The organism is Pseudomonas sp. 05N36 (assembly GCF_056397385.1).
In genome coordinates, this window is sequence record NZ_JBFTNH010000012.1 from 108,384 (window position 1) to 132,555 (window position 24,172).

The 24,172-nt window shown below is 57.6% G+C and carries 19 protein-coding genes and 2 tRNA genes; 19 read left to right on the forward strand and 2 right to left on the reverse strand.

All coding sequences use genetic code 11. From position 1 onward, the window contains the following. Positions 1–73 precede the first annotated feature (73 nt). Entirely contained in the window at positions 74–1,747 is a 1,674-nt protein-coding gene (recN, locus tag AC1DIH_RS16430) for a DNA repair protein RecN (RefSeq protein ID WP_477772481.1), read from the reverse strand. A gap of 248 nt (positions 1,748–1,995) precedes the next feature. On the opposite strand from recN, the gene grpE reads away from it, so the two are divergent. The 8 genes from grpE (at position 1,996) to AC1DIH_RS16470 (ending at position 12,510) form a co-directional block, all read left to right on the forward strand. After that, positions 1,996–2,562 (forward strand): nucleotide exchange factor GrpE, encoded by a 567-nt coding sequence (grpE, locus tag AC1DIH_RS16435; protein WP_054594072.1) that lies wholly within the window; start codon positions 1,996–1,998, stop codon positions 2,560–2,562. Between the two features lie 102 nt (positions 2,563–2,664). Next, positions 2,665–4,581, forward strand: a complete 1,917-nt coding sequence (dnaK, locus tag AC1DIH_RS16440) for a molecular chaperone DnaK (protein WP_019691778.1) — start codon at positions 2,665–2,667, stop codon at positions 4,579–4,581. A 319-nt stretch (positions 4,582–4,900) separates the two neighbouring features. Continuing rightward, a complete protein-coding gene (gene dnaJ / locus AC1DIH_RS16445; protein WP_477772482.1) occupies positions 4,901–6,025 on the forward strand; it encodes a molecular chaperone DnaJ in 1,125 nt (374 codons plus the stop codon). 10 nt (positions 6,026–6,035) lie between these two features. Next, positions 6,036–6,842 (forward strand): 4-hydroxy-tetrahydrodipicolinate reductase, encoded by an 807-nt coding sequence (dapB, locus tag AC1DIH_RS16450; RefSeq protein ID WP_477772483.1) that lies wholly within the window; start codon positions 6,036–6,038, stop codon positions 6,840–6,842. A gap of 258 nt (positions 6,843–7,100) precedes the next feature. Then, complete coding sequence (gene carA, locus AC1DIH_RS16455; protein ID WP_477772484.1) at positions 7,101–8,237, forward strand: glutamine-hydrolyzing carbamoyl-phosphate synthase small subunit; 1,137 nt, start codon at positions 7,101–7,103, stop codon at positions 8,235–8,237. A gap of 139 nt (positions 8,238–8,376) precedes the next feature. Further along, on the forward strand, positions 8,377–11,598 hold the full coding sequence (gene carB / locus AC1DIH_RS16460; protein ID WP_477772485.1) for a carbamoyl-phosphate synthase large subunit: 3,222 nt from the start codon (positions 8,377–8,379) through the stop codon (positions 11,596–11,598). Positions 11,599–11,600: 2 nt separating this feature from the next. Beyond that, positions 11,601–12,077, forward strand: a complete 477-nt coding sequence (greA, locus tag AC1DIH_RS16465; protein WP_477772627.1) for a transcription elongation factor GreA — start codon at positions 11,601–11,603, stop codon at positions 12,075–12,077. A 28-nt stretch (positions 12,078–12,105) separates the two neighbouring features. Beyond that, positions 12,106–12,510: an MFS transporter gene (locus tag AC1DIH_RS16470; RefSeq protein WP_477772486.1), complete on the forward strand. Its 405-nt coding sequence runs from the start codon at positions 12,106–12,108 to the stop codon at positions 12,508–12,510. Positions 12,511–12,519: 9 nt separating this feature from the next. On the opposite strand, the gene AC1DIH_RS16475 is transcribed toward AC1DIH_RS16470, so the two are convergent. Further along, positions 12,520–12,828 carry a YhbY family RNA-binding protein gene (locus AC1DIH_RS16475; protein WP_019691785.1) on the reverse strand — a complete coding sequence of 103 codons (309 nt, stop codon included), beginning with the start codon at positions 12,826–12,828 and terminating at the stop codon, positions 12,520–12,522. A 101-nt stretch (positions 12,829–12,929) separates the two neighbouring features. On the opposite strand from AC1DIH_RS16475, the gene rlmE reads away from it, so the two are divergent. From rlmE to infB, 11 genes are all read left to right on the forward strand, one after another. Further along, entirely contained in the window at positions 12,930–13,559 is a 630-nt protein-coding gene (gene rlmE / locus AC1DIH_RS16480; protein WP_477772487.1) for a 23S rRNA (uridine(2552)-2'-O)-methyltransferase RlmE, read from the forward strand. A 203-nt stretch (positions 13,560–13,762) separates the two neighbouring features. After that, positions 13,763–15,664, forward strand: coding sequence for an ATP-dependent zinc metalloprotease FtsH (gene ftsH, locus AC1DIH_RS16485; RefSeq protein WP_477772488.1), 1,902 nt, complete (start codon positions 13,763–13,765; stop codon positions 15,662–15,664). Positions 15,665–15,672: 8 nt separating this feature from the next. Then, positions 15,673–16,524 (forward strand): dihydropteroate synthase, encoded by an 852-nt coding sequence (folP, locus tag AC1DIH_RS16490; protein WP_477772489.1) that lies wholly within the window; start codon positions 15,673–15,675, stop codon positions 16,522–16,524. A 16-nt stretch (positions 16,525–16,540) separates the two neighbouring features. Beyond that, positions 16,541–17,878, forward strand: coding sequence for a phosphoglucosamine mutase (gene glmM / locus AC1DIH_RS16495; RefSeq protein ID WP_477772490.1), 1,338 nt, complete (start codon positions 16,541–16,543; stop codon positions 17,876–17,878). A gap of 66 nt (positions 17,879–17,944) precedes the next feature. Continuing rightward, positions 17,945–18,700 carry a triose-phosphate isomerase gene (tpiA, locus tag AC1DIH_RS16500; RefSeq protein WP_477772491.1) on the forward strand — a complete coding sequence of 252 codons (756 nt, stop codon included), beginning with the start codon at positions 17,945–17,947 and terminating at the stop codon, positions 18,698–18,700. Positions 18,701–18,704: 4 nt separating this feature from the next. Next, positions 18,705–19,088, forward strand: a complete 384-nt coding sequence (secG, locus tag AC1DIH_RS16505) for a preprotein translocase subunit SecG (RefSeq protein WP_054594060.1) — start codon at positions 18,705–18,707, stop codon at positions 19,086–19,088. A 22-nt stretch (positions 19,089–19,110) separates the two neighbouring features. Continuing rightward, positions 19,111–19,196, forward strand: a tRNA-Leu gene (locus tag AC1DIH_RS16510). Positions 19,197–19,292: 96 nt separating this feature from the next. After that, a tRNA-Met gene (locus tag AC1DIH_RS16515) sits at positions 19,293–19,369 on the forward strand. Positions 19,370–19,508: 139 nt separating this feature from the next. Continuing rightward, positions 19,509–19,967, forward strand: a complete 459-nt coding sequence (gene rimP, locus AC1DIH_RS16520) for a ribosome maturation factor RimP (RefSeq protein ID WP_429539943.1) — start codon at positions 19,509–19,511, stop codon at positions 19,965–19,967. A 47-nt stretch (positions 19,968–20,014) separates the two neighbouring features. Then, positions 20,015–21,496, forward strand: a complete 1,482-nt coding sequence (nusA, locus tag AC1DIH_RS16525; protein WP_019691793.1) for a transcription termination factor NusA — start codon at positions 20,015–20,017, stop codon at positions 21,494–21,496. Between the two features lie 26 nt (positions 21,497–21,522). After that, on the forward strand, positions 21,523–24,036 hold the full coding sequence (infB, locus tag AC1DIH_RS16530) for a translation initiation factor IF-2 (RefSeq protein ID WP_477772492.1): 2,514 nt from the start codon (positions 21,523–21,525) through the stop codon (positions 24,034–24,036). Positions 24,037–24,172: the final 136 nt, after the last annotated feature.

A 24,172-nucleotide genomic window follows, 5' to 3' on the forward strand; every position in this document is an offset into this window, starting at 1 on the left:
ATGTCGCGCGGATTTCTGGTCCGCGATACGAACGAAGGCGACCCAAGGGTCGCCTTCGTGCTGTCTGGTGACTTTAAATTTTTGCCGTCACGACCATTTTCTTTGCATGGGCCAGGGACTCCTTGGTCAGGTCGATCCCTCCCAGCATTCGCGCCACTTCTTCAATTCGTTCATTTTTGCTCAGCTTGGACACGGCGGTATGCGTGGCATCGTCACCGCGCACCTTGTGGACAAATAGATGCTGATGGCCCTGGGAGGCTACTTGCGGCAAGTGAGTGACGGTCAGCACCTGTCCGCGCTCCCCGAGTCGGCGCAAGAGCTGGCCGACAATTTCCGCCGTTGGGCCACCAATGCCGACGTCGACTTCGTCGAACACCAGTGTTGGCACTCGCGAGGTTTGTGCGGTGATCACCTGGATGGCCAGGCTGATTCGTGACAGCTCACCACCCGATGCGACTTTGGCCAAGGCCTTGAGCGGTTGCCCAGGGTTGGCGCTGACCAGTAGTTCCACCTGTTCAAGGCCGTTGGGCAGCAGTTCAGTGCTGGTGTTAGGGCGTAGTTCAATGGTGAAGCGGCCGCCAGGCATGCCCAGGCGTTGGATTTCCTGTTCGACGGCATTGGCCAGGCTGGTCGCAGCCTGATGACGCAAATCACTCAGCTCCCGGGCTTTTTCCTGGTAGTGCCGGGCGAATGCGCCCAGCTCTTCGCTCAGTCGTTCGATGGATTCGTCGTTGGCATTCAGCGTTTCGATTTCGTCCAGCAGTCGTTGCTGAAGCTCCGCGACTTCGGTGGGCTGAATCCGGTGTTTGCGTGCCAGGGTGTAGATCGAGTCCAGGCGTTCTTCGAGTTGCTGGAGGCGTGCCGGATCGGCATCGAAGTGGTCGAGAAAACGGTTCAGTTCGCCGACAGCTTCTTCCACCTGAATCTGCGCGCTGGTCAGCAGGTTGGTCGCTTCGCCCAGGGCGCCGACCGTGTTGTTCACGCTCGACAGGCGATTGAGGCTGGCTGTCAGGGCGTTCAGTACATTGCCGGAATCACTTTCGCTGCACTGCTCGACCACTTGTCGGCAAATCCCCAGCAAGGTTTCGGCGTTGGTCAGGTTTTTGTGTTCCTGCTCCAGTTGCTCCAGCTCACTTTCGCCGAGGCCGAGGTTTTCCAGTTCTTCGAGTTGGTAGCTGAGCAATTGGTGGCGAGCGCGCTGCTCGTCGCCGGAGTTGGAGAGGCGCTCCAGCTCCTGGCGGGTCTGGCGCCAGCGCTGGGCAGCCAGTTGCACCTGGCGGGCGAGGTCCGTGGCGCCGGCGTATTCGTCGAGCAGCCGACGGTGTGTGTCGGTTTTCAGTAACGATTGGTGTTCATGCTGGCTGTGGATATCGATCAGCAGTTCGCCGAGGGCTTTAAGGTCGCCCAGCGGGCAGGGGCTGCCATTGATGTAGCCACGCGAACGACCCTCGGCGGTAATCACCCTGCGCAGGATGCACGGGCCGTCGGTATCGAGGTCGCGTTCGGCCAGCCAGGTACTGGCTTCCGGAATATCGGCCAGGTCGAACGTGGCCAGGATGTCGGCCTTCTCGGCGCCTGGGCGAACCACGCCGCTGTCGGCGCGATCACCAAGGGTCAGGCCCAGGGCATCGAGCATGATCGACTTGCCGGCGCCGGTTTCCCCTGTGATCACGCTCATCCCGCGATCAAGTTCCAGATCGAGATGTTCAACGATTGCGTAGTTATGTACGGACAGGTGCACCAGCATAGAGGCCGCTCCCAGGCTTTAGGTCTGGTTATTTATACAGTGTTTTGTTTCTGGCTGACAATGCCCGTGTTTAGCTCGATTTGCTTGGAAAATGGATTTTTTTAAAACCTCCGGGATATTAAATCAGTCGTTTTGTAAGGGTAATCGCGTTCAGCGCTCCGGCAGCCCTTGAACCTGGAATTTGCGACCCCATATACCGGGGCAGAAGCGCGAGTCGAGTTCGCGCACGATTTTGAAAGGAGAAATCTATGGCTGACGAACAGACGTTGGATACGCAAAATCCAGACGCCAATCAGGCTCCCGAAGCATCGGGTGAAGACCTGGCGGCTCGTGTACAAGTGCTCGAAGAGCAACTGGCTGGCGCGCAGGATCAGTCTTTGCGCGTTGCTGCCGATCTGCAGAACGTCCGTCGTCGCGCTGAGCAGGATGTAGAAAAAGCTCACAAATTCGCGTTAGAGAAGTTCGCCAACGACCTGCTGCCGATCGTCGACAGCCTGGAGCGTGGTCTTGAGCTGTCCAACCCGGACGACGAAAGCATTCGCCCTATGCGTGAAGGCATCCAGCTGACCCTGAAAATGTTCCAGGACACCCTGAAGCGTTATCAGCTGGAAGCGATCGATCCTGAAGGTGAGCCGTTCAATGCGGCACATCATCAGGCGATGGCCATGCAGGAAAGTGCAGACGTCGAGCCTAACAGCGTGCTCAAGGTGTTCCAGAAGGGTTACATGCTCAACGGTCGTCTGCTGCGCCCGGCCATGGTCGTGGTCAGCAAGGCTCCGGCGCCGGTTTCGCCTTCGATTGACGAACAGGCTTGAAATCCGCCGTAAGGCCCCCATTTAGTTGTCAAGCGTTTAAGTGCTACCGCAGTTAGCCACCACTGCTGCGGCAACCAAATCCAAAGTTTCGGGAGAGTGAACATGGGCAAAATTATCGGTATCGACCTGGGGACTACCAACTCCTGCGTCTCCGTGCTGGAAAACGGCGTAGCCAAAGTTATCGAAAACGCTGAAGGCGCGCGTACTACGCCGTCGATCATCGCTTACGCCAACGATGGCGAGATCCTGGTGGGTCAGTCGGCCAAGCGTCAGGCTGTGACCAATCCGCACAACACCCTGTATGCGGTGAAGCGTCTGATCGGTCGTAAGTTCGACGAAGAAGTCGTACAGAAAGACATCAAGATGGTCCCTTACAAAATCGCCAAGGCTGACAATGGCGACGCTTGGGTTGAAGTGAACGGCCAGAAAATGTCGCCGCCACAGATCTCGGCTGAAATTCTGAAGAAGATGAAGAAAACCGCCGAAGACTACCTCGGCGAGACTGTGACTGAAGCGGTCATCACTGTTCCTGCCTACTTCAACGACAGTCAGCGTCAGGCGACCAAAGACGCCGGCCGTATTGCTGGCCTGGACGTAAAACGCATCATCAACGAACCAACTGCAGCCGCTCTGGCCTACGGTATGGACAAGGCCAAGGGCGATCACACCGTGATCGTTTATGACCTGGGTGGCGGTACTTTCGACGTCTCCGTAATCGAAATCGCCGAAGTCGATGGCGAGCACCAGTTCGAAGTGTTGGCCACCAAYGGTGACACCTTCCTCGGCGGTGAAGACTTCGACATTCGCCTGATCGACTACCTCGTTGACGAATTCAAGAAAGAAAGCGGCATGAACCTCAAGGGTGACCCGCTGGCCATGCAGCGTCTGAAAGAAGCCGCTGAGAAAGCCAAGATCGAGTTGTCTTCGAGCCTGCAGACCGACGTTAACCTGCCGTACATCACTGCAGATGCGACCGGTCCTAAGCACTTGAACGTGAAAATCTCCCGCGCCAAGCTGGAAGCGCTGGTTGAAGACCTGGTTCAACGCACCATCGAGCCTTGCCGCATTGCCCTGAAAGATTCGGGTATCGACGTTGGCGCGATCAACGACGTGATCCTGGTCGGCGGTCAGACCCGTATGCCTCTGGTTCAGAAGGCTGTTACCGATTTCTTCGGTAAAGAAGCCCGTAAAGACGTGAACCCGGACGAAGCGGTTGCCATGGGTGCTGCTATCCAGGGCGCGGTATTGGCCGGTGACGTGAAAGACGTTCTGCTGCTCGACGTCAGCCCGCTGACTCTGGGTATCGAAACCATGGGCGGCGTGATGACTGCGCTGATCGAGAAAAACACCACGATTCCTACCAAGAAATCGCAAGTGTTCTCGACTGCCGATGACAACCAGGGCGCAGTGACCATTCACGTGCTGCAAGGTGAGCGCAAGCAAGCTGCGCAGAACAAGTCCCTGGGCAAGTTCGACCTGGCCGAGATTCCACCAGCACCACGTGGCGTGCCACAAATTGAAGTGACCTTCGACATCGACGCCAACGGCATCCTGCACGTAGGCGCCAAAGACAAGGCCACCGGCAAGACTCAGTCGATCGTGATCAAGGCCAACTCCGGTCTGTCCGAGGAAGAAATTCAGCAGATGATTCGCGATGCTGAAACCAACGCCGACGAAGATCGCAAGTTCGAAGAGCTGGCTACTGCCCGCAACCAGGGCGACGCGCTGGTTCACTCGACACGCAAAATGGTCGCAGACGCTGGCGAAAAAGTGACTGCTGAAGAGAAGACTGCAATCGAAGCGGCCGTGGTTGCCCTGGAAGCCGCCATCAAAGGCGACGACAAGGCTGCCATCGAAGCCAAGGTTGAAGAGCTGTCGAAAGTCTCCGCTCCAGTGGCCCAGAAAATGTACGCCGAGCAGGCCCAGCCAGCTGAGGGTGCGGCACCGCACGCTGAAAAAGCCGAGAAGGCTGACGACGTCGTCGACGCTGAGTTCGAAGAAGTCAAAGAACACAAGTAAGTTGTTGGTCGGCCGGTTGACTGCCTTTGTGCGGTGACTGGTAGGATGTCGCCGCGCGGGAGCTTGCTCCCGCGTTGGCGTGTCTGGAGTAGACGAATTTTTACAGCATGCGACAACGCTCGGATGCTGGCGGTAAGGTCGGGAATGCTCCTGCTTTCCGATTCATGACTACCGCAACAGCAAGCTGGCGTTCCAGCTGCGAATCAAAGACCAGGATCGTTGAATTGACGTGAGTTGGGTCCGGGCCTGTATTGGGGCTCAACGAGTTTGGCGAAGCTCAGGAGGGGTTTGCCGAACGTCCTTAAGAGTGCAAAGACTTATGGCAAAGCGTGACTATTACGAAGTATTGGGTGTTGAGCGTGGCACGAGCGAAACGGACCTGAAAAAGGCCTACCGTCGCTTGGCGATGAAGCACCACCCGGACCGTAATCCTGACGACAAAGCGTCGGAAGAGAAATTCAAGGAGGCCAACGAGGCCTACGAAGTACTGTCCGATTCCAGCAAGCGCGCGGCGTACGATCAGTACGGTCATGCCGGTGTCGACTCAAGCATGGGCGGCGGCGGTGCTGGTTTTGGTGGTCAGAACTTCTCCGATATCTTCGGTGATGTGTTCAGTGACTTCTTTGGTGGTGGTCGCGGCGGTTCCCGTGGCGGTGCTCAGCGCGGTAGCGATCTGCGTTACACCCTGGAGCTGAACCTGGAAGAAGCGGTGCGCGGCACGACCGTGAATATCCGCGTTCCGACACTGGTCAACTGCAAGCCGTGCGACGGTTCGGGTGCCAAGAAAGGCTCTGCACCAGTCACGTGCCCGACCTGTGGTGGTATCGGTCAGGTGCGCATGCAGCAAGGCTTCTTCTCGGTGCAGCAAACCTGCCCGCGTTGCCATGGTCAGGGCAAGATCATTTCCGACCCGTGCAACTCCTGCAAAGGCGAAGGCCGTGTCGAAGAGTACAAGACCCTGTCGGTGAAAGTGCCGGCTGGCGTCGATACCGGCGACCGTATTCGTCTGTCTGGCGAAGGCGAGGCGGGCACTCAAGGCGGGCCGACTGGCGACCTGTACGTGGTGATCAACGTGCGCGAGCACGCGATCTTCCAGCGTGACGGCAAGCATCTGTTCTGCGAAGTGCCTATCAGCTTCGTTGATGCGGCGCTGGGTGGCGAGCTGGAGATTCCGACCCTCGATGGTCGGGTCAAGCTGAAAATTCCTGAGGGCACGCAAACCGGCAAGCAGTTCCGGGTGCGTGGCAAGGGTGTTGCACCGGTTCGTGGCGGTGGCGCGGGCGACCTGATGTGCAGTGTGGTGGTCGAGACTCCGGTCAATCTGGGGCGTCGTCAGCGTGAGTTGCTGGAAGAGTTCCGCAGTTCCCTGGCGGACGACAACAGCCACTCGCCGAAAACCACCGGTTGGTTCGAAGGCGTGAAGCGCTTCTTCGGCGATCTGTAAGGAGTCGGGCATGCGACGTATAGCTGTGATGGGCGCTGCCGGGCGCATGGGCAAGAACCTTATCGAAGCGGTGCAGCAACGTGCACCGCTCGCGGGGCTGACGGCGGCAGTCGTGCGCCCCGGCAGCACGCTGATCGGGGTGGATGCCGGTGAGCTGGCCGCGCTGGGGCGTATCGGTGTGCCGCTGTCCGGTAACCTGGAAGCGGTGGTGGCTGAGTTCGACGTGTTGATCGACTTCACGCTTCCGGAGGTCATGCTGAAAAACCTGGCGTTCTGCCGCAAGGTGGGCAGGGCCATGGTCATCGGCACTACGGGGCTGGACGCTGCGCAAAAGCAGTTGCTGGCCGAGGCGGGCAAGGACATTCCAATTGTCTTCGCAGCCAATTTCAGTGTGGGCGTGAACCTGTCGTTGAAGTTGCTCGATATGGCGGCTCGCGTGCTGGGCGATGATGCCGATATCGAAATCATCGAAGCTCATCATCGGCACAAGATCGATGCGCCTTCAGGTACGGCTTTGCGCATGGGCGAAGTGATCGCCAGTGCACTGGATCGTGATCTGAAGAAAGTTGCGGTCTATGGGCGTGAAGGCCACACCGGTGTGCGCGAGCGCGAAACCATTGGCTTCGCTACGGTTCGCGGCGGTGATGTGGTCGGCGATCATACGGTGCTGTTCGCCTGTGAGGGCGAGCGACTGGAGATCACCCACAAAGCGTCCAGTCGCATGACCTTCGCCAAGGGTGCGGTGCGTGCCGCATTGTGGCTGGATGGTCGTGAGCCGGGTCTTTACGACATGCAAGACGTGCTCGACCTGCGTTAAGATGCCCCCGAAATCGGGTTCAAACACAGCGTTTGAACCCGATTTATCCCGCCAAGCGACGTCCTGTCGCATTCCTCTGCCTTTTAGGCTCATTGGCGGTAGACCCAAAAAGCCTTTTTCTGTAAGCTACAGCTTTAGTGTGTCCACTAAAAGCGCGCAGAATAATTCAGTGAAGAAGCGGGGTGACGTGTCCATACGTCACTCCGCTTTTTTACAACCTGCGATCGCCCTTTCAGGCTTTATTTACGGGAGGTCTTCTTGACTAAGCCAGCCATACTCGCCCTTGCTGATGGCAGCATTTTTCGCGGCGAAGCCATTGGAGCCGACGGTCAAACCGTTGGTGAGGTGGTGTTTAACACCGCCATGACCGGCTATCAGGAAATCCTTACCGATCCTTCCTACGCCCAACAGATCGTTACCCTGACTTACCCGCACATCGGCAACACCGGCACCACGCCGGAAGACGCCGAGTCCAACCGCGTCTGGTCGGCGGGTCTGGTGATTCGTGACCTGCCACTGGTTGCGAGCAACTGGCGTAACACGATGTCCCTGTCCGACTACCTGAAAGCCAACAATGTTGTGGCAATCGCCGGTATCGACACCCGCCACCTGACACGCATCCTGCGTGAAAAAGGCGCGCAGAACGGCTGCATCATGGCTGGCGACAACATTTCCGACGAAGCTGCAATTGCAGCGGCGCGCGGCTTCCCGGGCCTGAAAGGCATGGATCTGGCGAAAGTCGTCAGCACCAAAGAGCAGTACGAATGGCGCTCGACTGTCTGGGATCTGAAAACCGACAGCCACGCGACCCTCGACGCTTCCGATCTGCCGTACCACGTGGTTGCCTACGACTACGGCGTCAAGGTCAACATCCTGCGCATGCTGGTCGAGCGCGGTTGCCGCGTGACCGTGGTGCCAGCTCAAACGCCGGCTGCTGACGTTCTGGCTCTGAAGCCGGACGGTGTGTTCCTGTCCAACGGCCCGGGTGACCCTGAGCCATGCGACTACGCGATCCAGGCCATTAAAGATGTGCTGGAAACCGATATCCCGGTGTTCGGCATCTGCCTCGGCCACCAACTGCTGGCTCTGGCCTCTGGCGCCAAGACCCTGAAAATGGGCCACGGCCACCACGGTGCCAACCACCCGGTCCAGGATCTGGACAGCGGCGTGGTGATGATCACCAGTCAGAACCACGGTTTTGCGGTAGACGAAGCGACTCTGCCAGGCAACGTTCGGGCGATCCACAAATCGCTGTTCGACGGCACCCTGCAAGGCATCGAGCGTACCGACAAGAGCGCGTTCAGCTTCCAGGGTCACCCTGAAGCCAGCCCTGGTCCGAACGATGTGGCGCCGCTGTTCGATCGCTTCATCAACGAGATGGCCAAGCGACGTTAATCGCCGGGCTTGAGCATGTAGCGAGAAGTCCCTGAGGGTGGCCCCGGTATCCCGGCGGTCCCTGACGGGCTTCAGAGATTGATCAAGACGGCTTCTCCTCGGGGATTGCCGTCGGACCTGCGGATTTGAGTGACTACCCATGCCAAAACGTACAGACATTAAAAGCATCCTGATTCTCGGCGCTGGCCCGATCGTGATCGGCCAGGCTTGCGAATTCGACTACTCCGGCGCCCAGGCTTGCAAAGCCCTGCGCGAAGAGGGTTACCGCGTCATCCTGGTGAACTCCAACCCGGCCACCATCATGACCGACCCGGCCATGGCCGATGCCACCTACATCGAACCGATCAAATGGCAGACCGTTGCCAAGATTATCGAGAAAGAGCGTCCGGACGCGCTGCTGCCGACCATGGGCGGCCAAACCGCTCTGAACTGCGCCCTGGACCTGGAGCGCGAAGGCGTTCTGGAGAAGTTCGGCGTAGAGATGATCGGCGCCAACGCTGACACCATCGACAAGGCTGAAGACCGCTCGCGTTTCGACAAGGCGATGAAATCCATTGGCCTGGCTTGCCCGCGTTCCGGCATCGCCCACAGCATGGAAGAGGCCAACGCGGTTCTCGAGAAGCTCGGCTTCCCGTGCATCATCCGTCCGTCCTTCACCATGGGCGGCACCGGCGGCGGTATCGCTTACAACCGTGAAGAGTTCGAAGAAATCTGCGCCCGCGGTCTGGACTTGTCGCCGACCAAAGAGCTGCTGATCGACGAATCGCTGATCGGCTGGAAAGAGTACGAAATGGAGGTTGTCCGCGATAAAAAGGACAACTGCATCATCGTCTGCTCGATCGAAAACTTTGACCCGATGGGCGTGCACACCGGTGACTCGATCACCGTGGCTCCGGCACAGACCCTGACCGACAAGGAATACCAGATCCTGCGTAACGCCTCCCTGGCGGTACTGCGCGAGATCGGCGTGGAAACCGGCGGCTCCAACGTCCAGTTCGGCATCTGCCCGAACACTGGTCGCATGGTGGTCATCGAGATGAACCCGCGGGTGTCCCGTTCCTCGGCGCTGGCTTCGAAAGCCACCGGTTTCCCGATTGCCAAGGTCGCGGCCAAGCTGGCTGTGGGTTACACCCTGGATGAGCTGTCGAACGACATCACTGGCGGTAAAACCCCAGCGTCTTTCGAGCCGTCCATCGACTACGTCGTGACCAAGCTGCCACGCTTCGCCTTCGAGAAGTTCCCGAAAGCCGATGCCCGCCTGACCACTCAAATGAAGTCGGTTGGTGAAGTCATGGCTATCGGCCGGACCTTCCAGGAATCCCTGCAGAAAGCCCTGCGCGGTCTGGAAGTCGGTGTGTGCGGTCTGGACGAGAAGCTCGACCTGAGCAACCCGGAAAGCATGAGCGTGCTCAAGCGCGAACTGACCGTGCCGGGCGCCGAGCGTATCTGGTACGTGGCTGACGCAATGCGTGCCGGCATGAGCGTTGAAGACATCTTCGGCATGACCATGATCGATCCATGGTTCCTGGTACAGATGGAAGATCTGATCAAGGACGAAGAGAAGGTCAAGACCCTGGGTCTGACCAGCATCGACCGCGACCTGATGTTCCGCCTCAAGCGCAAGGGCTTCTCTGACATGCGCCTGGCCAAGTTGCTGGGTGTGACCGAGAAGAGCCTGCGTGCCCATCGCCACAAGCTTGAAGTGTTCCCGGTCTACAAGCGCGTCGACACTTGCGCCGCCGAGTTCGCCACCGACACCGCTTACCTCTACTCGACCTACGAGGAAGAGTGCGAAGCCGCACCATCGGGTCGCGACAAGATCATGATCCTGGGCGGCGGTCCTAACCGTATCGGCCAAGGCATCGAGTTCGACTACTGCTGCGTACACGCGGCACTGGCCCTGCGCGATGACGGGTACGAGACCATCATGGTCAACTGCAACCCGGAAACCGTATCCACCGACTACGACACCTCCGATCGCCTGTATTTCGAGCCAGTGACCCTGGAAGACGTGCTGGAAATTGTCCGCGTCGAGAAGCCAAAAGGTGTGATCGTCCAGTACGGCGGCCAGACTCCGCTAAAACTGGCTCGCGCCCTGGAAGCTGCTGGCGTGCCGATCATCGGCACCAGCCCTGACGCAATCGACCGCGCCGAAGACCGTGAGCGCTTCCAGCAGATGGTCCAGCGCCTGAACCTGCGTCAGCCGCCAAACGCCACCGTGCGCAGCGAAGACGAAGCTATTCGTGCTGCCGCGAAGATCGGTTACCCGCTGGTGGTGCGTCCGTCCTACGTACTGGGCGGTCGTGCGATGGAAATCGTTTACGAAGAAGAAGAGCTCAAGCGCTACCTGCGTGAAGCGGTTCAAGTGTCCAACGACAGCCCGGTGCTGCTGGACCACTTCCTCAACTGCGCCATCGAAATGGACGTGGATGCGGTTTGCGACGGCACCGACGTGGTGATCGGCGCGATCATGCAGCACATCGAACAGGCGGGTGTTCACTCCGGTGACTCCGCGTGCTCGCTGCCGCCGTACTCGCTGCCTTTGCATATCCAGGACGAGATGCGTGAGCAGGTCAAGAAAATGGCCCTGGAACTGGGCGTTGTCGGCCTGATGAACGTTCAGTTGGCGTTGCAAGGCGAAGACATCTACGTCATCGAAGTCAATCCGCGCGCATCCCGTACCGTACCGTTCGTGTCCAAGTGCATCGGTGTTTCCCTGGCAATGATCGCGGCTCGCGTGATGGCCGGTAAAACCCTGAAAGAGCTGGGTTTCACCAAGGAAATCATTCCGAACTTCTACAGCGTGAAAGAGGCGGTGTTCCCATTCGCCAAATTCCCTGGCGTTGACCCGATCCTTGGCCCGGAGATGAAGTCCACCGGTGAAGTGATGGGCGTGGGCGACACCTTCGGCGAAGCCTTTGCCAAAGCCCAGATGGGCGCCAGCGAAGTGCTGCCGACCGGCGGTACTGCGTTCATCAGCGTGCGTGACGATGACAAGCCACTGGTTGCAGGCGTGGCCCGTGATCTGATCAACTTGGGCTTCGAAGTGGTCGCCACTGCCGGTACTGCCAAGCTGATCGAAGCTGCAGGCCTGAAAGTGCGCCGTGTGAACAAGGTGACCGAAGGTCGTCCGCACGTGGTCGACATGATCAAGAATGACGAAGTCACGCTGATCATCAACACCACCGAAGGTCGTCAGTCGATCGCTGATTCGTACTCCATTCGTCGTAATGCCTTGCAGCACAAGATTTACTGCACCACCACCATTGCTGCTGGCGAAGCTATCTGTGAAGCGCTGAAGTTCGGTCCCGAGAAGACTGTGCGCCGCTTGCAGGATCTACACGCAGGATTGAAGGCATGAGCATAACCAAGTACCCAATGACCGTTCAGGGCGCGAAGGCCCTGGAAGAAGAACACGCTCACCTGACCAAGGTCGTCCGTCCGAAGCTTAGCCAGGACATCGGTACGGCCCGCGAGTTGGGTGACTTGAAGGAAAACGCCGAATATCACGCTGCTCGCGAGCAGCAAGGTATGGTCGAGGCACGGATCCGTGACATCGAAGGCCGCATGCAGAATGCGGTGATCATTGATGTCACGAGCATTCCTCACACAGGCAAAGTGATTTTCGGTACCACCGTTGAAATCGCCAACGTCGAAACGGATGAAAGTGTCACTTACCACATCGTGGGCGAGGATGAGGCTGACTTCAAACTCGGCAAGATCTCCGTCAGTTCGCCACTCGCTCGCGCCTTGATTGCCAAGGAAGAGGGTGATGTGGTGGCGGTCAAAACGCCTGGCGGCGTTATCGAGTACGAGATTGTCGAAGTCCGCCATATCTGAAGGCAAGCGCCTGCTTCGTGCGGGCGCCATGCTTTGGCAGCTGACTCAGATGTTATGGGTTGGCGGCCTGTGGTTGTTGCACATCGGTCTGCTGCCGGTGCTAGGCCGTATTGGCCTGGCGCCGCTGTTGGTCGAAGAAATTTCAAGCATGCTGAGTGCGCTGCTGGTCGGGTTTTCAGCGGTGTGCATGGTTTTTCAGGTTTTGGTGCTGGTTCAGGCCAAGGGCCTTGTCAGTCTATGGCGCGATATTCGTGGGCAGCTGCTGTTGATAGCGCTATATGCGAGTGCGATGTACTTCGTCGTGCTAATCGACTGGCCGCAGGCACAACACTGGTTGTTGTTCAGTTATCTTGTGCTGGGTTTTTCCGGGTTGGTGCTGGTTTTGCAGCCGGTGCCGGGATGGGGTGGCAGGGTGCGCGAAGCACACCCTTGACCCGTATCATCACTTGAAGCGATGGACGTTCGACAACTGCTTGTTGACGCTGAAGTTCTTGCGGTAAATCAGCGCCATCTTGCCGATGACTTGCACCAGATCCGCTTTGCCGGCCTTGCACAGTTCTGCAATGGCTGCCAGGCGCGATTCGCGATCGAGGATGCTGAGCTTGATCTTGATCAGCTCGTGATCGCCCAATGCGCGTTCCAGTTCGGCTAAAACACCTTCAGTCAAACCGTTGTCAGCCACAGTCAAAACTGGTTTCAGATGGTGGCCAATGGACTTGTACTGTTTCTTCTGCTCTTGAGTGAGCGGCATAATCTGACCCTTTCGTCTGGATTCTGTAAAATGGCGGCCATTTTACCCGAGGGCTCGTGGATCCGCCCAATTAATCACGACCCTTATCATCGAGGTGCCCAATGGCGCGTTCCAAGACAAGCCTTGGTTGGCTGAAAAGACATGTCAATGATCCCTATGTGAAGCAGGCGCAGAAGGATGGCTACCGCTCGCGTGCGAGTTACAAACTTCTGGAGGTCCAGGAGAAATACAAGCTGATCCGTCCGGGCATGAGCGTCGTCGATCTGGGGGCGGCGCCCGGTGGCTGGTCGCAGGTCACTAGCCGGCTGATTGGTGGTCAGGGGCGTCTGATAGCCTCAGACATCCTGGAAATGGACAGTATTCCGGACGTGACTTTCATACAGGGGGACTTCACCCAGGACGAAGTGCTCGCTCGCATCCTTGAAGCCGTGGGTAATTCGCAGGTGGACCTTGTGATTTCCGATATGGCCCCCAATATGAGTGGTACGCCTGAGGTGGACATGCCAAAAGCCATGTTTCTTTGCGAGCTGGCGCTTGATCTGGCGGAGCGGATACTCAAGCCGGGTGGTAATTTCCTGATCAAGATATTTCAGGGCGAAGGGTTCGATACTTACCTGAAGGACGCTCGTCAGAAATTCGACAAGATCCAGATGATGAAGCCGGACTCCTCTCGTGGCAGCTCCCGTGAGCAATACATGCTGGCTTGGGGATATCGCGGCCGTAGCGAGTAAAACGAGGTTTTTTTGGCGGGGTGATAGGTTTTTCGTATTTCGCCCCGCGTGCATAAGCGAATATTGTGTAGAAAGTGTTTCACAAAGGGTTACAGACGGCGCCTGCCAGAGCCGTAGGTAATGTAGTAAGTTAGGCCGGTGAATATCATGCGAAGCGCGCGCCAGTAGCGGAGCTTGCTTCAGAGGGTAGTTAATTGAACGATATGGCAAAGAATCTGATCCTGTGGTTGATCATCGCGGCTGTCCTCGTGACGGTGATGAACAACTTCTCCAGTCCTAACGAGCCACAGACCCTCAACTATTCCGACTTCATCCAGCAGGTCAAGGATGGCAAGGTCGAGCGCGTAGCTGTGGACGGCTATGTCATTACTGGCAAGCGCAATGATGGCGACAGCTTCAAGACCATTCGTCCGGCCATTCAGGACAACGGTCTGATCGGCGACCTGGTGGATAACCACGTAGTCGTCGAAGGCAAGCAGCCTGAACAGCAAAGCATCTGGACTCAGCTCCTGGTCGCCAGCTTCCCGATCCTGGTGATCATCGCCGTTTTCATGTTCTTCATGCGGCAGATGCAGGGCGGTGCCGGCGGCAAGGGCGGACCGATGAGCTTCGGCAAGAGCAAGGCGCGCCTGCTCTCCGAAGATCAGGTGAAAACCACCCTGGCTGACGTTGCCGGTTGCGACGAAGCCAAGGAAGAAGTGGGCGAGCTGGTCGAGTTCCTGCGTGATCCGGGCAAGTTCCAGCGCCTGGGTGGTCGTATTCCTCGCGGTGTGCTGATGGTGGGGCCGCCGGGTACCGGTAAAACCCTGTTGGCCAAAGCCATTGCCGGTGAAGCCAAGGTGCCGTTTTTCACCATCTCCGGTTCGGACTTCGTCGAAATGTTCGTTGGTGTGGGTGCCAGCCGTGTTCGTGACATGTTCGAACAGGCGAAAAAACACGCTCCGTGCATTATCTTCATCGATGAAATCGATGCTGTCGGTCGCCATCGTGGTGCGGGCATGGGTGGTGGTCACGACGAGCGTGAACAGACTCTCAACCAGTTGCTGGTAGAGATGGATGGTTTCGAAATGAATGACGGCATCATCGTCATTGCCGCAACCAACCGTCCTGACGTGCTTGACCCTGCGCTGCTGCGTCCGGGTCGTTTCGACCGTCAGGTTGTCGTGGGGCTGCCGGATATTCGTGGTCGTGAGCAAATCCTGAAAGTCCACATGCGCAAAGTGCCGATGGGTGATGACGTTGCTCCGGCGGTTATCGCACGTGGTACGCCTGGTTTCTCCGGTGCCGACCTGGCCAACCTGGTGAACGAGGCTTCGCTGTTCGCTGCCCGTACCGGTAAGCGCATTGTCGAGATGAAAGAGTTCGAACTGGCGAAAGACAAGATCATGATGGGCGCTGAGCGCAAGTCCATGGTCATGTCCGAAAAAGAAAAGCAGAACACCGCTTATCACGAAGCGGGTCACGCGATCGTTGGTCGTGTGGTTCCCGAGCACGATCCGGTCTACAAGGTCTCGATCATCCCGCGCGGCCGTGCGTTGGGTGTGACGATGTTCCTGCCGGAAGAGGATCGCTACAGTCTCTCCAAGCGTGCGTTGATCAGCCAGATCTGCTCGCTGTACGGCGGCCGTATTGCTGAAGAGATGACCTTGGGCTTCGATGGCGTGACCACGGGTGCGTCGAACGACATCATGCGTGCCAGCCAGATTGCACGAAACATGGTCACCAAGTGGGGCCTGTCGGAAAAGCTCGGTCCATTGATGTATGCCGAAGAAGAGGGCGAAGTGTTCCTCGGTCGCGGCGGCAGTGGTCAGCACGCCAGCTTCTCGGGCGAGACTGCCAAGCTGATTGACTCTGAAGTGCGTAGCATCATTGACCAGTGCTATGGCACGGCCAAGCAGATCCTGACGGATAACCGCGACAAGCTCGACGCCATGGCCGATGCGCTGATGAAGTACGAAACCATTGATGCTGATCAGATCGACGACATCATGGCTGGTCGCGCCCCGCGTGAGCCTCGTGACTGGTCGGGTGGCGCGGGTACTCCTCCTGTCGTACAGGAAGAGCGTCCGGAAACTCCCATCGGTGGCCCGGCTGCTGACGTCTAAGGTTTGAAATGACTCTAATGCAGTCCTCAACCCGGTTGCCTTGCGGCAACCGGGTTCTTGATTTGGCCCATGTGCATGTCATGGGCATCCTCAACGTCACTCCTGATTCTTTCTCCGACGGTGGTCGCTTCAGTCAGCTCGATGCTGCTCTGCGACACGCTGAGGCGATGGTGGCTGCTGGCGCGACCCTCATTGATGTAGGTGGGGAATCGACCCGGCCTGGCGCACGGGCGGTCTCACCGCTTGAGGAGCTGGAGCGCGTGGCGCCGATCGTCGAGCGTATTCATCGCGAACTGGATGTGATTATCTCGGTCGATACCTCGACGCCTGCGGTCATGCGTGAAACGGCCCGCCTGGGAGCAGGTCTGATCAATGACGTGCGTTCGCTGCGTCGAGACGGCGCGCTGGATGCGGCGGCAGCCACCGGATTGCCGGTGTGCCTGATGCATATGCTCGGTGAGCCGGGAGATATGCAGGACAATCCGCATTATCATGACGTGACGAGCGAAGTCGGTGAGTTTCTTGCCGAGCGCATGACGTCGTGTGCTGCGGTTGGCATTCCGGCCGAGCGGATCATTCTTGATCCGGGTTTCGGGTTCGCGAAAAATTTGCAGCACAATTTGAGTCTGTTCAAGCATATGGAAGCCCTGCATGCCTTGGGGCGGCCCCTGTTGGTCGGGGTTTCGCGAAAGAGCATGATCGGGCAGGCATTGAATCGTCCGGTAGGAGAGCGGCTGCATGGAGGCCTGGCTCTCGCGGCGTTGGCTGTCGTCAAGGGCGCGCGTATCTTGCGCGTGCATGACGTGGCCGAAACAGTCGATGTGGTACGGATGATCACAGCAGTTGAATCAGCCGAATAAGAATGATGGAGCGCTTATGACTAAGAAATATTTTGGCACCGACGGCATTCGTGGTCGGGTCGGCGAGTATCCGATTACCCCTGACTTCATGCTCAAGCTCGGTTGGGCCGCGGGCATGGCCTTCCGCAGCAAGGGCGCTTGCAAGGTTCTGGTCGGCAAGGACACTCGAATCTCTGGTTATATGTTCGAGTCGGCACTTGAGGCCGGGCTTACCTCTGCCGGGGCTGATGTCATGCTGCTGGGGCCGATGCCTACTCCGGCTATCGCCTATTTGACGCGTACTTTCAATGCTGAGGCCGGTATTGTAATCAGTGCTTCGCACAATCCTCATGATGATAACGGCATCAAGTTCTTCTCCGGCCAAGGCACGAAATTGCCGGATGATGTTGAGCTGATGATCGAAGAATTGCTCGATATGCCGATGACCGTGGTTGAGTCGAGCAAGATCGGCAAGGTCTCGCGAATCAACGATGCGTCGGGTCGTTACATCGAGTTCTGCAAAAGCAGTGTGCCAACCGGCACCAATTTCTCTGGTTTGAAAATTGTGATCGATTGCGCACACGGTGCTACCTATAAGGTAGCCCCGAGTGTTTTCCGTGAACTGGGTGCGCAGGTGACGGTGCTTTCTGCGCAACCTGACGGTCTGAACATCAATCACAATTGCGGTTCGACCCATATGGGGCAATTGCAGGCAGCCGTAGTGGCCGAGCAAGCAGATCTGGGCATTGCCTTCGATGGTGATGGCGACCGGGTGTTGATGGTTGATCACACGGGCGCGATCGTCGATGGCGACGAGTTGTTGTTTATCATCGCGCGCGACCTGCATGAGCGTGGCAAATTGCAGGGCGGTGTTGTTGGAACCTTGATGAGTAACCTGGGGCTGGAGCTGGCCCTGGCGGATCTGGGGATTCCTTTTGTGCGGGCCAACGTCGGTGACCGCTATGTAATCGCCGAACTGCTTGAGCGCAACTGGCTGGTGGGTGGTGAGAACTCCGGCCACGTCGTGTGCTTCAGTCATACCACCACGGGTGACGCGATTATCGCTGCGTTGCAGGTGTTGTTGGCGCTGAAGCGTCGTTCCGAGGGGCTTGCTCAATCGCGGCAGGCGCTACGCAAGTGTCCTCAGGTATTGATCAATGTGCGTTTCGGCGGCGGCGAAAATCCGGTCGAGCATGCGACTGTCAAGGAAGTCAGCGAGCGCGTCACCAAGGCCATGGCCGGGCGTGGTCGCGTGTTGTTGCGTAAGTCTGGCACAGAGCCGCTGGTGCGGGTCATGGTCGAAGGCGAGGACGAAACACTGGTTCGCGGTTACGCCGAGGAGCTGGCAAAACTGGTTGCTGAAGTTTCTGCCTGATTTCGGCTTGCCAGTAATGATGTGGTTGGGTAACATCTGCGCCCACTTTGACCGACGAGGTACAGCATGCGTCGCCCTATGGTAGCTGGTAACTGGAAGATGCACGGTACCCGCGCCAGCGTCGCTGAGCTGATCAACAGCCTTCGTCATCTGGCCTTGCCGAGTGATGTAGATGTCGCGGTATTCCCGCCTTGCTTGTATATCAATCAAGTGATTGATGGCTTGGAAGGTACGTCGATTTCGGTCGGCGCGCAGAATTCTGCGGTGGAAACCATGCAAGGTGCGTTGACTGGTGAGATTGCGCCGAGTCAGTTGGTGGATTCAGGTTGTTCCCTGGTGCTCATTGGGCACTCCGAGCGTCGCCAGATCATCGGCGAGCGTGACGAGACGCTGATTCGCAAGTTTGCAGCGGCACAGGCATGTGGCTTGATTCCGGTGTTGTGCATAGGGGAGACCCTTGAGCAGCGTGAAGCCGGAAAAACGCTTGAGGTTGTCGGGCATCAGCTGGGCAGCATCATCGATGAGCTGGGTGTTGGTGTATTTGCAAAAGCAGTAATCGCTTACGAGCCGGTCTGGGCCATTGGCACCGGGCTGACTGCTTCGCCGCAACAAGCGCAGGATGTGCATGCAGCCATTCGCGCACAGTTGGCGGCAGAGAATTCTGAGGTCGCACAAGGTGTGCGGCTTCTATACGGCGGCAGCGTGAAGGCGGCCAATGCGGTCGAACTGTTCGGCATGCCGGATATCGATGGGGGGCTCATTGGTGGAGCTTCCCTGAATGCAGATGAGTTCGGTGCGATTTGTCGCGCCGCGGGAAACTGAAAAAATGCTGGAAACAGTCGTAGTCGTTTTTCATCTGCTGGGTGCACTGGGCGTAGTTGCTCTCGTATTGCTGCAGCAGGGTAAAGGTGCGGATGCTGGCGCGTCTTTCGGAGCAGGTGCTTCAAATACTGTGTTCGGAAGCCAAGGTTCCTCTACCTTTCTTAGTAAGTTTACTGCTATACTTGCCGCAGGTTTCTTCATAACCAGCTTAGGGTTAGGTTACTTTGCTAAAGAGAAAGCTCACCAGCTGACTCAAGTAGGTTTGCCAAATCCAGCAGTGTTGGAAGTTCCAAAGCAAAAACCGGCTTCTGATGATGTCCCGGTGCTTCAAGAGCAAAAGTCGGCAACCAATGCGACTGACGTACCTCCAGCTCAAGAGCAAAAGTAAGAAGGGTTTCAAACGTAGTATTGCCGAGGTGGTGGAATTGGTAGACACGCAACCTTGAGGTGGTTGTGCCCATAGGGTGTAGGGGTTCGAGTCCCCTTCTCGGTACCAATTATCAGGAGAGCCCGCTGTTGCGGGCTTTCTTGTAGGTGGAAGGTTACATTGACCCTGTTAGGGATCGGTCGTATACTTCCGCCCCAGCTTTGTCGCGGGGTGGAGCAGTCTGGTAGCTCGTCGGGCTCATAACCCGAAGGTCGTCGGTTCAAATCCGGCCCCCGCAACCAGTTTCAGGAGCCCCTTTTAAGGGGCTTTTTGTTAGCTGGACACTTTATAACGCCGCTGTTCAACGGCGTTTCAGGGATGGGCGTTTCGCCCATTTTTTTATTTTGCATAGCATGCATTTACATGCACGAGGGGGTTCAGGTGTCGAGCAAGCTAGAACAGTTGCAGGCCTTGTTGGCCCCGGTGGTCGTGGCCCTTGGCTATGAATGCTGGGGTATTGAGTTTTCGGCTCAAGGTCGCCACTCACTGTTGCGCGTTTATATCGATAAAGAAGGCGGTGTGCTGGTGGACGACTGTGCCATCGTCAGCCGTCAGATCAGCGGTGTGCTGGATGTTGAAGATCCGATCTCCGTTGAATACACCCTTGAAGTTTCCTCGCCTGGCATGGAACGCCCGCTGTTCACGCTTGAACAGTTTGCAAAGTTTGCCGGTGACCAAGTGAAGATCAAGCTGCGCTCGCCTTTTGAAGGTCGACGCAACTTTCAGGGCCTTCTGCGCGGTGTAGAAGAGCAGGATGTCGTGGTGCAAGTGGATGACCATGAGTTCCTGTTGCCGATCGATATGATCGACAAGGCCAACATTATTCCCAGTTTTGACTGAGACGCGGATCCCGCGGATCCAATGGCTTGCGAAAGGCGAGGCGTACGATGAGCAAAGAAGTACTGCTGGTTGTTGAGTCGGTATCCAATGAAAAGGGCGTACCGGCAAACGTGATTTTTGAAGCGCTGGAGCTGGCTCTGGCCACTGCTACCAAAAAGCGTTTTGAAGACGAAGTTGATCTGCGTGTGGAAATCAATCGCCACACCGGTGCTTATGAAACTTTCCGTCGCTGGACGGTAGTCGAAGAAGCAGACCTGGATGATCCGGCTGTTGAAACCTGGCCGAGCAAGGTCCAGGAAACGCATCCTGGCGCGAAGGTCGGTGATGTTGTCGAAGAGAAAATCGAGTCCATCGAGTTCGGCCGTATCGCTGCGCAGACTGCCAAGCAGGTTATCGTGCAGAAAGTTCGCGAAGCCGAGCGCGCTCAAGTCGTTGATGCCTACCGCGAGCGTCTGGGAGAAATCATCTCCGGCACCGTGAAGAAAGTAACCCGCGACAACGTGATCGTTGATCTGGGTAACAACGCTGAAGCGCTGCTGGCTCGTGAAGATATTATTTCTCGTGAAACTTTCCGGGTGGGTGTGCGCTTACGTGCACTGCTCAAGGAAATCCGCACCGAGAACCGCGGCCCGCAGCTGATTCTGTCGCGTACCGCGCCAGAAATGCTGATCGAGTTGTTCCGCATCGAAGTGCCGGAAATCGCTGAAGGCCTGATCGAAGTAATGGCTGCGTCCCGTGACCCGGGTTCGCGCGCCAAGATCGCGGTCCGCTCCAAAGACAAACGCATCGACCCGCAAGGTGCTTGCATTGGTATGCGCGGTTCGCGCGTCCAGGCAGTGTCGGGCGAGTTGGGCGGTGAGCGTGTGGATATCGTCCTGTGGGACGACAACCCGGCGCAGTTCGTGATCAACGCCATGTCCCCGGCTGAGGTTGCGGCAATTATCGTTGACGAAGATGCCCATGCAATGGACATCGCCGTTGGCGCAGACAATCTGGCTCAGGCCATCGGTCGCGGTGGTCAGAACGTGCGTCTGGCTAGCCAGTTGACTGGCTGGACCCTGAACGTGATGACCGAATCGGACATCCAGGCTAAACAGCAAGCAGAAACCGGCGACATCCTGCGCAACTTCATCGACGAGCTGGAAGTCGACGAAGATCTGGCACAGGTGCTGGTTGATGAAGGCTTTACCAGCCTGGAAGAGATTGCCTACGTACCGTTGGAAGAAATGCTCAACATCGATGGCTTTGACGAAGACACCGTCAACGAGCTTCGCGCTCGGGCCAAGGATCGTTTGTTGACTAAAGCCATCGCTACTGAGGAAAAGCTGGCAGACGCCCATCCGGCCGAAGACCTGCTCTCGCTTGAGGGTATGGACAAGGATTTGGCGATGGAACTGGCGGTGCGCGGCGTAATTACCCGCGAAGACCTGGCCGAGCAGTCTATTGACGACCTGCTCGACATCGACGGCATTGACGATGATCGTGCCGGCAAGTTGATCATGGCCGCCCGAGCCCATTGGTTCGAGTAATAGGCGCGGCCTGAGGAGAGAAGTGCATGACGCAAGTCACGGTGAAACAACTGGCCGATGAGGTCAAAACACCGGTAGAGCGCCTGCTGCAGCAGATGCGTGAGGCAGGTCTGCCGCACACCGCCGCCGAGGAACATGTGACCGACAGTGAGAAGCAATCTTTGCTGACTCACTTGAAAAGCAGCCACAAGGCGAAAGTGGAAGAACCGCGCAAGATCACGTTGCAGCGTAAAACCACCAGCACCCTGCGTGTTGCTGGCAGCAAAAGCATCAGCGTTGAAGTACGCAAGAAGAAAGTCTTCGTACAGCGCAGCCCGGAAGAAATCGAAGCCGAGCGCAAACGCGAACTGGAAGAACGTCGCGCAGTAGAAAATGCTGCACGTCAGAAGGCTGAAGAAGAAGCCAAGCGTCGCGCCGAAGAAGAAGCGCGTCGCCAGCCTGCTGCTGTGCAACCTGCTGCTGAAGCTGTGGCAGCACCTGCTGCAGTTGCCGAGCCAGTGCGTGAAGCACCGGTTGTAGCAGCTGCGCCAGTGGCTGACACTCGCAAGCGCGACGAACAGCGTCGTCCGGACAAACCACGTGCCGACGATAACAATCGTCGTGGCGCGGGTGATGGTGAGCGCAAAAACGCTCCACATCGCGCTTCGGTCAAGGAAAAGGCGCCTGCTCCACGCGTTGCTCCACGCACTACCGACGAAGAAAGCGATGGCTTCCGTCGTGGTGGTCGCGGCAAGGCCAAGCTGAAGAAACGCAACGCCCACGGTTTCCAGAGCCCAACCGGCCCTGTCGTGCGCGAAGTGAAGATCGGCGAGACCATCACTGTTGGCGATCTCGCTCAGCAGATGTCGGTCAAGGCAGCTGAAATCATCAAGTTCATGTTCAAACTGGGTACTCCAGCGACTATCAACCAGGTACTTGATCAGGAAACTGCTCAACTGGTTGCTGAAGAGCTGGGCCACAAAGTGACCCTGGTCAGCGACACCGCCCTGGAAGATTCCCTGGCCGAGTCCCTGAAGTTTGAAGGTGAGGCCTTCTCCCGTGCGCCAGTCGTGACCGTAATGGGCCACGTTGACCATGGTAAGACCTCGCTGCTCGACTATATCCGTCGTGCCAAGGTAGCGGCTGGCGAAGCCGGCGGTATCACCCAGCACATCGGTGCGTACCACGTTGAAACCGAACGCGGCATGGTCACCTTCCTCGACACCCCGGGTCACGCCGCGTTTACCGCCATGCGTGCTCGTGGTGCCAAGGCGACCGACATCGTGATCCTGGTGGTTGCAGCGGACGACGGCGTAATGCCGCAGACCATTGAAGCCGTACAGCACGCCAAGGCTGCTGGTGTTCCACTGGTTGTTGCAGTGAACAAGATCGACAAGCCGGGTGCCGATCTCGATCGCATCCGTAGCGAACTGTCGGTTCACGGCGTGACCTCGGAAGAGTGGGGCGGCGACACTCCGTTCGTATCGGTCTCGGCGAAAGTTGGTACCGGTGTAGACGAGCTGCTCGAAGCTGTTCTGCTGCAAGCTGAAGTTCTCGAACTGAAAGCGACTCCTTCGGCTCCTGGCCGTGGTGTCGTGGTTGAATCGCGTCTCGACAAAGGTCGTGGCCCGGTTGCAACCGTTCTGGTTCAGGACGGCACCCTGCGCCAAGGCGACATGGTGCTGGTCGGTTCGAACTATGGTCGCGTTCGCGCCATGCTCGACGAGAACGGCAAGCCAATCAAGGAAGCCGGTCCTTCCATCCCTGTCGAGATTCTCGGCCTGGACGGTACCCCGGACGCTGGCGACGAGATGAGCGTGGTTGCCGACGAGAAGAAAGCCCGTGAAGTGGCTCTGTTCCGTCAAGGCAAGTTCCGTGAAGTCAAACTGGCTCGTGCTCACGCAGGCAAGCTGGAAAACATCTTCGAGAACATGGGCCAGGAAGAGAAGAAGACGCTTAACATCGTCCTCAAATCCGACGTCCGTGGTTCGCTGGAAGCGTTGAACGGCGCCTTGAACGGCCTGGGTAACGACGAAGTGCAAGTGCGTGTAGTCGGTGGCGGTGTCGGTGGTATCACCGAGAGCGACGCCAACCTGGCACTGGCCTCCAACGCTGTACTGTTCGGCTTCAACGTGCGTGCCGATGCCGGCGCTCGCAAGATCGTCGAGCAGGAAGGTCTGGATATGCGTTACTACAACGTGATCTACGACATCATCGAAGACGTCAAGAAAGCCCTGACCGGTATGCTTGGCAGCGACGTTCGGGAGAATATCCTGGGTGTTGCTGAAGTCCGCGACGTGTTCCGTTCGCCGAAGTTTGGCGCGATCGCCGGTTGCATGGTTATCGAAGGTGTTGTGCACCGTAACCGTCCAATCCGTGTACTGCGTGAAGACATCGTTATCTTCGAAGGCGAGCTGGAATCCCTGCGCCGCTTCAAGGATGACGCTTCCGAAGTACGTGCCGGCATGGAATGCGGTATCGGCGTGAAGAGCTACAACGACGTCAAAGTCGGTGACAAGATCGAAGTCTTCGAGAAGGTTCAGGTTGCTCGCAGCCTCTAACTCGCGCACTTCAAGAGCCGTGATGGGCAGTCGCATGAAAATGCACGGCGTATCACCCGGACTCTAAACGCAACGCCCGGTCTGGCTTCTGTCAGGCCGGGCGTTTGCCGCTTTCAGACCACACGGGTTTCACCGT